Below are 11,226 nucleotides of genomic sequence, written 5' to 3'. Positions count from 1 at the left end.
GGCCCCCTTACCGCTTGCCTTCGAGCTGCGTGATGCGATCGGCCGCCACCTGCGGATTTCCAATGAAGAATGGCTCGCCGATGGCCATGTTGGGCGCGGACACGACGCCCTTTTGCGCCATGATCATGGCGGTGTAGTAGCGCACAGCGTCGAGCTCGGACAGTCCAAACGCCCGAAGGGCAATCAATTCCTTCATCCGCTCGTCGCGCGGGTACACGAGCGCCTTCACGTCGTTCAACGTGAGCCCGTACACGGCCAAAAACTCCTGGAGATGATCTTTCACCAGTTCCAAAATTTCAGGCATCCGTTCATTGACCCGCTCTAACTCCGTCAATTGCACAATCTTGTTGATGGACTGTTCGATGACCGGCCCGGCGTACCAATTGACCTCCTTCATGCTCACGTAGTGGCCGGACATCGGCATGTGCTGAACCAGTTTCAGGGCGTCCTCCTTGGTGTCGACATGGACGTAGCAGCTCACGTGATAGCCCATCTCCGCCATCTCTTTCGAATACGCCACGCCGGTGACCTCGAGAATCAGCTTCGCCCGATTGATGTAAATGACCTCGTATTGCCACGGGCTCTGGCCGCCGAAAAACGCCTGCTGGAACGCGCCGATAATGGGCCGATCCGGCGTCTGGATGACGTATTGACCCGTCTCGTACACGTTGAGAATCGCGCCGCGGGACTTCAGCACCGCAAAGTGGTTGGACTCCACGGTGAGCAGAGACCCGTTGAGAATGCTGTTATCGGGATAGTGGTACACCAATACGTCCGGACCCATGATCTCCTTGCCGTCGTTGGTCAAGGTGCTGATCACCTGGCGAATCTGCGGCATCTGACGTCCTCCCTCGGAGATTTCCATCCAACGTTTTCAATTCAATTCCTAATGATGTTAGACCCATCATACCGCTTGGCGGCTGAAATGGGAACACCATTTCGCGACACTGAAATTCCTTGCCCCGTGTCGTCGAAAGAGGGGTAAGATAAAAAGAAAAACGTTGGTGATGGCAGATGGAAATCTGGCAACGAAACCTCTTGGTCCTGTGGATGGGGACGCTGCTCACGTCCGCGAGCTACTCCATGGTCATCCCGTTTCTCCCCCTGTTTTTGCTCAACATCGGCGTGCACGAGCACACCGACATCTGGTCCGGCGCACTGTACAGCGCGGCGTTTGTCGCCGGCGCCATCGCGGCGCCCTATTGGGGCTCGCTCGGCGATCGATACGGTCAGAAGCCGATGATCGTCCGGGCGGGCTTTGTGCTGTTTGTGATCTACGGCCTGACGGCCTTTGTGCATCATCCATGGGAACTCCTGATTCTTCGCACGCTGCAGGGGTTGCTGTCCGGTTACATCCCGGGGTCCGTGGCCCTCGTGGGGAGCAATACGCCTGAGGACAAGGTGGGTTATGCGCTGTCGACCCTGTCCGCGGCCAGTTCCGCGGGCGGGATCGTCGGACCGCTCCTGGGCGGATCCATCGCGCGGCTGTTCGGCAACCGCGTGGCATTTGGCAGCGCTTCCGCGCTTGTGCTCATCTCGACCCTCCTGGCCCTCGCCTTCGTGCGCGAGGTGAACAAGAAGCGCGCCGCGTCCCGGCCTTCTGTGCGAAGCGCCATCGGCGGGGCCCTTCACAACAAGCCCCTCCTCACCGCGCTCGCGCTGAACATGGTCGTGTCGTTCTCCATCATGACCATCGAGCCGGTGTTGACACTGTACATCGCCGAGCTCGATCCGTCCGCGAGCGCCAAAAACGCTTCCTTTCTCGCGGGTCTCGTGTTTTCGCTGGCCGGGATCGCGAGCGTGGTCTTCGCGCCGATCTGGGGCAAGTACGCCGACCGCATCGGCTTCGCGCGGGTGCTCACCGTCGGACTGGCGGGTGGCGCCGTCTGGACGTTCATGCAGATCCCGTTCCACAACGTGATTGCCTTTGCGGTGGTCCGCTTCGTCTATGGCGCCTTTTTCTGCGCGGTGTACCCGGCCATCAACGGACTCATCGTCCGCTCGACGGAAGCCTCGTTCCGCGGCCGGGCTTTCGGGCTCAATCAGACGGCCAACCAGATCGGCAACACCGTCGGGCCGCTCGTCGGCGGCGCCATCGCGGACGCGATCAGCATTCACGGGGTCTTCTGGGTGACGGGCGCCCTCCTCGCCGGTGTGACGGCGGGGGCATACGCCCTCATGCGCCGACCGGGCCTCCTGCCGCGAAGCGAGCAGGCGACCCACACGCCGTCTCCGTGACGCCCGCGGCCTGACCGCCAGCTGGTCACGGCTCGCCTTGCTCCGTGGGCGCGGCTTCGTCGCCCGCGTGTCTGCGCGCGATTTGGAGGGCCTGGAGCACGGTGTCCATGTCCTTCTTCAGCGCTTCGTACTGGCGCTTCCAGTGGTCCTTTTCGGCTCGGACGCGATCGTAGCGCGTGTTGGCGGAGTCCAAGAGCGCCTCGAGTTCGATGCAGCGCTGGCGGAGATCGGCCAATTCGCGCGCCTCTTCACCGGTCTCGTCGACGATCTCGACCTGCTCGAGGTACCGAATGAGCGCACGCTTCGTGATGCGCTCTCGGCCCGCGGCGCGATCCACCGAGTCGTTGACCGCATCGACAATCTCGTCCGCGCCGGTCTGCGCAACCTGCGGCCCGGCCGGATGGGCGGCCGGAGCGCCCTCCTCCTGCGCCTTCGCCGCCAATCGCGTCCGCTGAAGCCCGGCGAGCGTCCGATGCAGCGTGGCAGTGGCCCAGTCCTGCGCAGACGCCTGAGCCTTTCCGTCTCCCGCCTGGTCTCCCGCCTTGTCGCCGCGCTGATCCTCGATGCGGGACAGCACGGCGCGGCGGCGCTTTTTCCACGCCTGTTGCAGCCGCGACTTCGTCTCCGAGACGCGCCGCGACCACGTGCCAAAGTTCGAACCGAACAGTTTTCCGAGCGGACTTCCATCCGCAGGCCGCTCTTCCACCACGTCCTCGAGCGCAAACTCGCCGCGCCGGACGGCATTCACCAGCGCGTACAGGCACGCCTCGTGATACGGACCGGCGAGATCGAAATGGCGGCACTCCTCGCAGACGAACTGGCCGAGTTTTTGCAGAAACTCGTCCGTCAGGCGCGCGGTCCGCGGGATGTGGTAGTAGACGCCGTCGTCGCGATCGTCCACCTCGAGCATGCGGCGATTGCCGAGGCGCAACGCCGCCAGTTCGGCCGCCGCCACGTTGATGACAGGGCCTTCGGTGTCCTCGATGACGAGATCGACCCGGCCATGCGCCTGCTTCTTGTCGCGCAGCGCCTGGTAGATGTGCATGAGGAGCACGTCTTCGGCTTCTTCCTCGGTGTCAGGCCAGTCCTTGAGGATGAAGCTGTCCGGATCCCGCTTGGCCTCGATGAACTCGCGGGCCTCCTGAACCGTCACTTCGTTTCCGTAATATGTATCATAGAGCGTGATGCCGTATCGGGCGGCGACCTCGAGCGCGTCCATTCCCTTCAGCGTCTTCACAAGCTTCCCCTCGCAATGACCCGAGGTCTTGCCTCGGTTTCTACATGGTTCGATCCTATCGGATTCTGTTCGACAGATAAAGCCATCGGGCCTGCGATTTTTTGGCGATGAAAAAAGCCCTGAGGTCAGGGCTCGTCGACGATATGGGCCGCGGCGCCATCAGGCGCTTGGTTGGGCCGCGCGCAATGCGCGCAACAGTTTGATGCGGCACTCCGGCTCAAGCCAAGGGATCTCCTCCATCACGTGCGCCAGGACCTGCATCTCATCCGCACAGGCAAACAGCTTTCCCTCGACCTGGCCATTGTCCCGGACGTGTCGAAACCATGCGTACCAGCGCCCGTCGCAGGCAATGACGCCCGCCACGGGCTCCCGCGCCCAGACGACTTCCCCTTCGCTCAGCAATTCGTCGATGGTCCGCTCGAAGTGATTGTGCGCGCGCTCCAGGATGTCCGGTCTGCCAAAGCAGTACGCCACCATCTGGTCCGCCAAGGTCAGCATCGCAATCGACTCCTTGCGCTTGAGATTGGAAGGTGGAAAGTCTCCAAAGACCAGCATACGCGCGGATTCTCGAATCATGATTGAAAGTGGGCGGCCCACATCGGGCCGCCTGCCTCATTGAACGTTCGGCGCCTGCGGCATGCCGGGCTGCGGCATCCCTCCGGGCATCTGGTACGAGTCGATCATCGTCTGCGTGGTGTTCTTCTGCAGCGTGGCGACCTGGTAGTCCCCTTTTTGATTCATGTAGGCGAACAGATCGTACGCCATGCGGTCACACAGCCCGGCGCTCGTCATGAGGAACGTGCGGAATTGCGGGTTGGCGCACTCGAGCGCGAACATGGTGCACATCATGGCGCCGAATTTGTGCAGGTTGAGCGCGACGGCGCAGATGGCGCGATCGGACGGGGCCTGCGCCTGCAGATTCGGCGCGGGATAGGTCGGGTGGCGAAGCCCGAGTTTCGGCTGCGCGTGCATCGCGATCTGATACCCCTGTCCGCTCATCGAGCTGTTGGTCTGCAGGACGCGCACGCCTTCCACGTAGTGCTGTTCCATGGCCTGCGCCTGACGCTCGAGCATCTGGCGAACCTGCGGATCCTGGGCGTGATGCGCCAGGAAGTTCAGCACCTCGGCGTTCGCGGACGTCGCCTGCAGCACCTCGTTCATCCCGATGATCTCGTGCGCGCCAAACGGCGCATTGGGCGCATTCTGTCCTTGCGCCTGCGATCCCGCCTGGGCGTTCGCCATCATGTTGCCCTGCATGTGGGGCATGTTCGGCTGTTGCTGCATCGCTCGACCTCCTACGGAGAGAGAATGGTGTCGTCATCCGTAGGTTGCGCAGGAAACGCAGGAATATGTGCCTCAGGGATGGAACGCTGCGCCGCTTCGTCACGAAATATCATATGATGAAAAGAAAGAGACTATGTTATGATAAAACTTGATCAAGGGAGGCCGAGGTGAGAACGGTGTACCCAAAGGAACGCCAGCGCGTGCTCTTGGAACTGCTCGCCCAACACGGTTTCGCCTCCTACCGCCAGTTGGCGGAGCGGCTCGGCGTCTCGGAAATCACCGTGCGGCGCGACATGAAAGCGCTCGAGGCGCAGGGACTGGTGGAGACCGCGTTTGGCGGCGGACAGGTGGCGCGCGCCGCACGCGAATTGCCATACACCGACAAACGCATCCTCCAGATCCCGGAGAAGATGGCCATCGCCAAAGCCGCGCTCCAGCAGATTGAATCCGGCATGACCATCGCCATCGCCGCGGGCACGACCACGTGGGTGCTGGCCCAGCATATCGCTGGCTTTCAAAATCTCACGTTCCTGACCAATTCCGTGAACGTCGCAACGGAGCTCAGCAAAAACGGCTACCGCGACATCTTTCTCACGGGCGGCCAGTTCCGAACGCCGAGCGACGCACTGGTGGGCCCTGTGGCAGAGCAGATGATCCGCCAATTCCGCGCGGACATCCTGTTCCTCGGCGCGAGCGGAATTCACGTCGATCACGGCCTCTCGACGCCCAATGTGCTCGAGGCGGCTGTGAACCGCGCGATGATGGAGCGCGCGGCGAGGATCGTGGTGCTTGCCGATCACACCAAGTGGGGCGTGGAATCGCTCATCCGTTTCGCGAAGCTTGGCGAGATCGACGCCCTCATCACGGACCGCCAGCCGGGCGAAGCCGAGGCGGCCGCCCTTGCCGAGCACGAAGTCGATCTCGTCGTCGCCGGCGCCACTCCGGCCGAATCCTCCACACGAGGTGATGACAGATGACCGAACTGCGATATAACCCGCTTCTGCGCGACTGGACCATGGTCGCTTCAAACCGCCACAAGCGGCCGAATCTGCCCAAGGACAACTGCCCGTTTTGCCCGGGCTCGGGCAAAGTGCCGGATGACTACGACGTCCTGGCGTATGACAACGACTTTCCAGCGCTGTCTCCCCATCCGCCCGAACCGGACGACGTGGCGACGGGACTTTACCGCGTCGAACCCGCTTACGGAAAATGCGAAGTCATTCTATACTCAAAGGAGCACACCACGACGCTGCCTGAACTGCCGGTGGCGCACATCCGCAAGCTGGTCGACCTGTGGACGGACCGTTTTCGCGATCTGGCCTCGAATCCACGTCATCAGTACGTGCTGATCTTCGAGAACCGCGGCCCTGAGGTGGGCGTGACGATGCCCCATCCGCACGGGCAGATCTACGCTTACCCGTACGTGCCGCAGAAACTCAGGGTCGAGATCGAATCGTTTGCGGAGCACCGTGAAAAGACCGGAAGCTGCCTCATGTGCGATATCAACCGCGAAGAGGTCGCGTTTGAGAAGCGCATGTTGGAAGAAACCGAGCACTTTTACGCCTACATTCCGTTTTTTACGGACTACCCGTACGGCGCATTTATCTCGTCCAAGCGTCACGTCGGCAGCCTGCTGGAATTCACCGACGACGAGCGGACCGATCTCGCCCGCATCCTGAAACGCGTGACGAGCGGCATGGATGCGCTGTTCGACCGCGAGTTTCCGTACATGATGGTGCTGCACCAAAGCCCGGTGAATCAGGCGCAACGTGTCGATTTTCACTTTCACATCGAGTTTTACCCGCCTCTCCAGACCGCCACGCGGCTCAAGTACCTCGCGTCGTCGGAAACGGGCGCGTGGGCGCCGTGCAATCCGATGGCCGTGGAGACGACCGCGCCGCAATTGAGGGAAGCGATTCAGAAGCGAAAGGAAGCGAACCGACATGTCGATCCACTGGCCTGATCTCATGGACCGTATTCTCGCGTTTTCCCCCGGCGACACGAGCGAACTGCGCGCCTACTTCGCGCCGGGCCGAGTCAACCTCATCGGCGAACACACCGACTACAACGGCGGGTACGTCTTGCCCGCAGCCCTCACCATGGGTACGTGGCTCGTCGTCCGTCCGCGCCCCGATCGCCGGTTTCGCTTCGCGACGACCTTTTCCGATCGCGTCGTGGAAGTGAGCGCGGACGACGTGCAATTTCGCCCTGAGCAAGATTTCGCCAACTACCCGCTCGGCGTGATCGACGTGCTGCACCGCCGCGGCGTGGACGCGCCCGGCATGGATCTGTTCTTCTTCGGCAATCTCCCCGTGGGCGCCGGCCTGTCCTCGAGCGCGTCGGTCGAAGTGGTGACGGCCTTCGCCATCAACGATCTCACGGGGGCCCATCTCGATCTCGAAGCGCTGGCCGTGATCGCACAGCAGGCGGAAAACGAATTCGTGGGCGTCAACTGCGGCGTCATGGACCAGTTTTCCATCGCCATGGGGCGAAAGGACATGGCGCTTTCGCTCAACTGCCTCACCCTCGCGTATCAGTTGGTGCCTGTGCACGCGGACGGTTACCGGCTGGTCATCGCCAACAGCAACGTGCCGCGGAAGCTCGCGGGATCGAAATACAACGAGCGGCGCGCGGAGTGCGAAGCGGCGCTCGCCATTGTGAAGCGCCGGTTCCCCGAGATCCAGGCCCTCGCCGAGATCGACCCGAGCGCGTGGCCGGAGATCGAACCGTGGCTTCGCGCCGAGGGCGGGCGCGGAATGGATGCGGACGTGATCGTCCGTCGGGCGCGCCACGTCGTCATGGAAAGCCATCGAGCCCGGGAGGCGGCGCGGCTGTTGGAAAACGGGCAAATTGAGGCGTTCGGAGAACTGATGAACGCGTCGCACCGATCGCTTCGCGACGACTATGAGGTGACCGGAGAAGCGCTCGACGCTTTGGTGGAAGCGGCGTGGGAGGCCGAGGGCTGCATCGGATCGCGCATGACGGGCGCCGGATTCGGCGGATGCACCGTGAGCCTGGTGCGGGAGGACGCCGTCGAATCCTTCACGCGGCACGTGGAAACGGCCTACAGGAAGGCGACCGGGCGCACACCTTCGTTCTATGTGACCGACATCGGCGACGGCGTGCATGCGCTTCCTGCGCTCGATGCGCTTGCGCGTTGAGCGATGGCGCTCCCCCTCCCGCGCACCTGGAGGGGGAGCGCCATCGCCGCCACCGCACGTCAGGCCTGGACATCCGCATAGTCCGGCCTGCGCCGGAAGCGAAGGACGGCGTACGAGCACACGGGCACAAGCTTCACGCCCCGTTCCCGGGCCATCGCCACCAGTTCGTCCACGAGTTGGGCGGCGAGCCCCTGCCCCTGATACGCCGGATCGACCACCGTGTGATCGATGGTCCAAACCCCATCGCCCCGATCCGTACATGAAATGTAGCCGATTCGCTCACCGGCCTCGTTCCGCAGCTCAACGCCGCGTTCCACGCGAACCAGTTCCATGTTCTCGCCCTCTTCCCACAATGGAATCAGGTGCCATTCTCAAGCGTTCCGCCCGCCGATCCGTTCGCGGTGTTCGCGTCATTCTCGCCGCTCAGGCTGTTGCCCGTGCTGTTCCCCGGCTCAGGAGCGGGCCAGCCGCCGGGATGAAAGCCCTGGGGCAGGGTCTGCGGCACGCGCTCGTAACGGGTCTTCATGGTCCAGTCGATCCGCCACGTCATGCTGTTCACGGCACTCGCCGCCCGTTGCCCGAGCGCCTCGGCGACGACGGTGGCCGGCACGGCGACGACGGCCGTCACGGTGGCCGCATTCAGCTGTGGCGCTCCGCTCGCCCGCGAAATGGCGAAGTGGCCATACACCGTGGTGTGGGCGAGAAGCGCCTTCAGATCGGCCGCCGACACGCCTCGCCCGCCAAACAGCGCCGTTCCCACCACGCCCACAAGCCACGGCCCAAACATCGACTTGGCCGATCCGGCATCCATAACCGCCTCGATTTCGTCCCCAGCCGCTCCGCCTCCGGTTTCGCGCGCCGAACGCCATGCGCCGAGCATGGGATTCCACACGACCTGCGGCTCGGCGAACTTCGCCCATCCGTTCGGTGTCCTTTCGTAGCCCTCTCCGCGGAACCACAACAGGCTCGCAGCGCCGGTGACGCCGGAGGCGGTGAACATCTCAGCCGGGCTGCCGCTCACCTGCCACACGTCGTCCTCCGCGTGAAACAGCGCAAGCCGACCGTCGCGCGACAGTCGGTCGGCGAGCGACGACCAAGCCGAGCTGCGGGCATAGGCGGCCTGCCAGATCACCGACAGACTTGCCTCCGCCAGAAACTGCGTCTGGCGGTACGGAGCCTGCTGCCAGGCGTGAATCGCCTGCTGGAGTTCGGTCGCAGGCGACTGCGCGGCGGCGACATCCGGCGCGATGGCTGCCCAAGCTCCCGCCAAGGCGACGAAGGACATGGCGCTCGCAGCGTGCCGCAGGGACATCGCCATCCCTCTCCTTCGGCTTTTTCGCACATTCTACCACTCCCGAGGAGGGCCGAAAAGCGCAACTCGCCTCAACCGCGAACGAGGCGAATCACGCGCCAGAACGCCTCTTTCGGGCGATGCTCCACGTCGAAAAGCAGCGGCCAGTCCTTCCGGCCTTTCACCGGGAAATCGTCGCGCCATGTCGCGTCGTCCGCGACGCCCCACAACGTCACGTTGTCGATGGCGTCCGCGTGCCGCAGAAACAGCGCGAACAGCGCTTCGTATCGCGCCGCGAGCTTCTCGGCCACCTCCTCGTCGTACGGCCGCGTTGGATGCTGCGGGCGATCCGGCTCGTGCACCCACGGATACACGCTCACGTCGAGCTCGGTGATGTGCAGGCGGAGGCCCAGGGCCCGATACCGCTCGATGGCCGCTTCCATTTGTTCCACGGGCGGATCGTCAAGCGACACGTGCATTTGCAGGCCTACGCCGTGGACAGGAGCCCCGCGGTCCAACAGGTGCTCCAGCAGCCGGAGAATGCGATCCCTTTTATCCGGTTGGGTCTCGTTGTAGTCATTGTAAAACAGAAGGGCGCTCGGATCGGCTTGGTGCGCCAGTCGAAAGGCCTTCTCGATATACTCGTCGCCGAGCGCCGTCCGCCAGCGGCTTGGCCGGAGCCAGCCATCCCCCTGGTCGATCACGGCCTCGTTCACGACGTCCCAACAGCCGACGACGCCACGGTAGCGCCCGACGACCTCAGCGATGTGCGCTTCGAGCCTCGCCTCGACGAGTTTCGCCGGCGCCGGTTGGCCGAGATCGTCCAGAAACACCCACGCCGGTGTCTGGTTGTGCCACACGAGCGTGTGCCCGCGGACGAACATGCCGAGATCGCGAGCAAATAAAACGATTTGGTCGGCAGAGACAAAGTCATATTGGCCTTCAGAGGGATGAATTCGCTCCCACTTCATCTCGTTTTCAGGGGTGACACTGTTAAAGTGGCGCGCCACGATGTCGGCATGCGTGCGAACGGTCGCGGCGTTGACCGCCGCGCCCACGCGAAAGTGAGACTCGTAGGCGGCTCGCAGGGACGTTTCGTGAGCCATCGTCCATCTCCTCCTCGGTCGATCGCGTCCTAATGGGCTCGATAAGGCGGAACTAACTGGAACATTTAGCGTTGACTTATTTTACCAAACACAATTATGATGAGAACGTAGAGTGAAACAGGGATGCCGCCTTTGAGGCGGCTCCACTCCAAACGAACTGAGGACGATGGAAGATGAGCACCCTTTCACCATCCGCAAAACTTGATGAACTGATGGGCAGAGAACAGCGCAACACGCCGAGCTGGATAGGCGATGCCATCTACGGCGTGAACGATGGACTCGGCGCCATCTTCGGCATCATCGCTGGCGTGGCCGGTTATACAGGAAACAACCACACCATTCTCGTCTCGGGCTTCTTCGGTGCTCTGGCGAGCACGCTGTCGATGGCCGCGGGCGCGTGGCTCGCGACGAGATCGGAAAACGAGCTGTTGGACAAGGCCTTTCACGAAGCGAAACGAGACATCGAGCAGAACCGGTCGCGCGAAATCGAGATCCTCTCGCTGATCTACGAAACGCGGGGATTCGAGCCCCATGAGGCGAGAGAGATTGCCGAGCGCATCGCCAAGGACGACGAGCTCTTCCTGAAGACGATGGCCCAGGAAAAACACGGCATCCACGAGGCGAGCCGAGGCAACGCCTGGGGCGCAGCCCTATCGGGCGGACTCTCCACGTTCATCGGCGGCGTGGTGCCGCTCGTCCCGTTCTTTTTCATGCAGGGCCTCGCCGCCGTCGTCACCGCCGCGGCCATCAGCCTTGCGGCGCACTTCGTCGTCGGCGCGCTCAAGAGCCTCGTGACCGTCCGGTCCTGGTGGTCGAGCGGCATCGAGATGACCCTCGCGGGCGTGATCGTCGGCGTGGTCTCCTACTTGCTCGGGCTCGCCGGCAGCCACGTGTTATAGCCGCATGTGC

General features: G+C 63.1%; 12 protein-coding genes. 5 read left to right on the top strand and 7 right to left on the bottom strand.

Translation table 11 applies throughout. From position 1 onward, the window contains the following. Positions 1-7: 7 nt before the first annotated feature. Complete coding sequence (locus J3481_RS01420) at positions 8-838, bottom strand: SPFH domain-containing protein (protein ID WP_206832146.1); 831 nt, start codon at positions 836-838, stop codon at positions 8-10. A 176-nt stretch (positions 839-1,014) separates the two neighbouring features. Here J3481_RS01420 and J3481_RS01415 point away from each other — a divergent pair, with 176 nt between their 5' ends. Then, positions 1,015-2,238, top strand: coding sequence for an MFS transporter (locus J3481_RS01415; RefSeq protein WP_206832145.1), 1,224 nt, complete (start codon positions 1,015-1,017; stop codon positions 2,236-2,238). Positions 2,239-2,263: 25 nt separating this feature from the next. Here J3481_RS01415 and J3481_RS01410 read toward each other — a convergent pair whose 3' ends face one another. The 3 genes from J3481_RS01410 to J3481_RS01400 form a co-directional block, all read right to left on the bottom strand. Further along, positions 2,264-3,475 carry a hypothetical protein gene (locus tag J3481_RS01410; protein ID WP_206832144.1) on the bottom strand — a complete coding sequence of 404 codons (1,212 nt, stop codon included), beginning with the start codon at positions 3,473-3,475 and terminating at the stop codon, positions 2,264-2,266. Between the two features lie 159 nt (positions 3,476-3,634). Then, on the bottom strand, positions 3,635-3,973 hold the full coding sequence (locus J3481_RS01405; RefSeq protein ID WP_206832143.1) for a hypothetical protein: 339 nt from the start codon (positions 3,971-3,973) through the stop codon (positions 3,635-3,637). A gap of 114 nt (positions 3,974-4,087) precedes the next feature. Continuing rightward, positions 4,088-4,759 carry a spore coat protein gene (locus J3481_RS01400; RefSeq protein ID WP_206832142.1) on the bottom strand — a complete coding sequence of 224 codons (672 nt, stop codon included), beginning with the start codon at positions 4,757-4,759 and terminating at the stop codon, positions 4,088-4,090. Between the two features lie 167 nt (positions 4,760-4,926). Between J3481_RS01400 and J3481_RS01395 the strand changes: the two genes are divergently transcribed. Genes J3481_RS01395 through J3481_RS01385 form a run of 3 tightly spaced genes read left to right on the top strand, consistent with a single transcriptional unit; the run spans position 4,927 to position 7,920 of the window. Continuing rightward, complete coding sequence (locus J3481_RS01395) at positions 4,927-5,736, top strand: DeoR/GlpR family DNA-binding transcription regulator (RefSeq protein ID WP_328702118.1); 810 nt, start codon at positions 4,927-4,929, stop codon at positions 5,734-5,736. Continuing rightward, positions 5,733-6,722 (top strand): galactose-1-phosphate uridylyltransferase, encoded by a 990-nt coding sequence (galT, locus tag J3481_RS01390; protein WP_206832141.1) that lies wholly within the window; start codon positions 5,733-5,735, stop codon positions 6,720-6,722. The genes J3481_RS01395 and galT overlap by 4 nt, the downstream gene beginning before the upstream one ends. After that, positions 6,703-7,920: a galactokinase gene (locus tag J3481_RS01385; protein WP_206832140.1), complete on the top strand. Its 1,218-nt coding sequence runs from the start codon at positions 6,703-6,705 to the stop codon at positions 7,918-7,920. The genes galT and J3481_RS01385 overlap by 20 nt, the downstream gene beginning before the upstream one ends. 59 nt (positions 7,921-7,979) lie before the next feature. Here J3481_RS01385 and J3481_RS01380 read toward each other — a convergent pair whose 3' ends face one another. From J3481_RS01380 to J3481_RS01370, 3 genes are all read right to left on the bottom strand, one after another. Next, a complete protein-coding gene (locus J3481_RS01380; protein WP_206832775.1) occupies positions 7,980-8,252 on the bottom strand; it encodes a GNAT family N-acetyltransferase in 273 nt (90 codons plus the stop codon). Positions 8,253-8,278: 26 nt separating this feature from the next. After that, positions 8,279-9,232 carry a hypothetical protein gene (locus J3481_RS01375; RefSeq protein WP_206832774.1) on the bottom strand — a complete coding sequence of 318 codons (954 nt, stop codon included), beginning with the start codon at positions 9,230-9,232 and terminating at the stop codon, positions 8,279-8,281. 71 nt (positions 9,233-9,303) lie between these two features. Continuing rightward, positions 9,304-10,317 (bottom strand): endo-1,4-beta-xylanase, encoded by a 1,014-nt coding sequence (locus J3481_RS01370; protein WP_206832773.1) that lies wholly within the window; start codon positions 10,315-10,317, stop codon positions 9,304-9,306. Positions 10,318-10,490: 173 nt separating this feature from the next. On the opposite strand from J3481_RS01370, the gene J3481_RS01365 reads away from it, so the two are divergent. Then, on the top strand, positions 10,491-11,216 hold the full coding sequence (locus tag J3481_RS01365) for a VIT1/CCC1 transporter family protein (protein WP_206832772.1): 726 nt from the start codon (positions 10,491-10,493) through the stop codon (positions 11,214-11,216). Positions 11,217-11,226 lie beyond the last annotated feature (10 nt).

The organism is Alicyclobacillus fructus (assembly GCF_017329605.1).
Taxonomy (GTDB): domain Bacteria; phylum Bacillota; class Bacilli; order Alicyclobacillales; family Alicyclobacillaceae; genus Alicyclobacillus; species Alicyclobacillus fructus.
Note: the sequence above shows the minus strand (reverse complement) of the source record. Positions and strands in the feature narration are given on the sequence as shown.

Excerpts from the sequence above, each read along its gene's own strand:
- J3481_RS01420 (WP_206832146.1), bottom strand. The coding sequence starts at position 838 with ATGCCGCAGATTCGCCAGGTGATCAGCACCTTGACCAACGACGGCAAG.
- J3481_RS01415 (WP_206832145.1), top strand. The coding sequence starts at position 1,015 with ATGGAAATCTGGCAACGAAACCTCTTGGTCCTGTGGATGGGGACGCTG.
- J3481_RS01405 (WP_206832143.1), bottom strand. The coding sequence starts at position 3,973 with ATGCTGACCTTGGCGGACCAGATGGTGGCGTACTGCTTTGGCAGACCG.
- J3481_RS01400 (WP_206832142.1), bottom strand. The coding sequence starts at position 4,759 with ATGCAGCAACAGCCGAACATGCCCCACATGCAGGGCAACATGATGGCG.
- galT (WP_206832141.1), top strand. The coding sequence starts at position 5,733 with ATGACCGAACTGCGATATAACCCGCTTCTGCGCGACTGGACCATGGTC.
- J3481_RS01385 (WP_206832140.1), top strand. The coding sequence starts at position 6,703 with ATGTCGATCCACTGGCCTGATCTCATGGACCGTATTCTCGCGTTTTCC.
- J3481_RS01380 (WP_206832775.1), bottom strand. The coding sequence starts at position 8,252 with ATGGAACTGGTTCGCGTGGAACGCGGCGTTGAGCTGCGGAACGAGGCC.
- J3481_RS01375 (WP_206832774.1), bottom strand. The coding sequence starts at position 9,232 with ATGTCCCTGCGGCACGCTGCGAGCGCCATGTCCTTCGTCGCCTTGGCG.
- J3481_RS01370 (WP_206832773.1), bottom strand. The coding sequence starts at position 10,317 with ATGGCTCACGAAACGTCCCTGCGAGCCGCCTACGAGTCTCACTTTCGC.
- J3481_RS01365 (WP_206832772.1), top strand. The coding sequence starts at position 10,491 with ATGAGCACCCTTTCACCATCCGCAAAACTTGATGAACTGATGGGCAGA.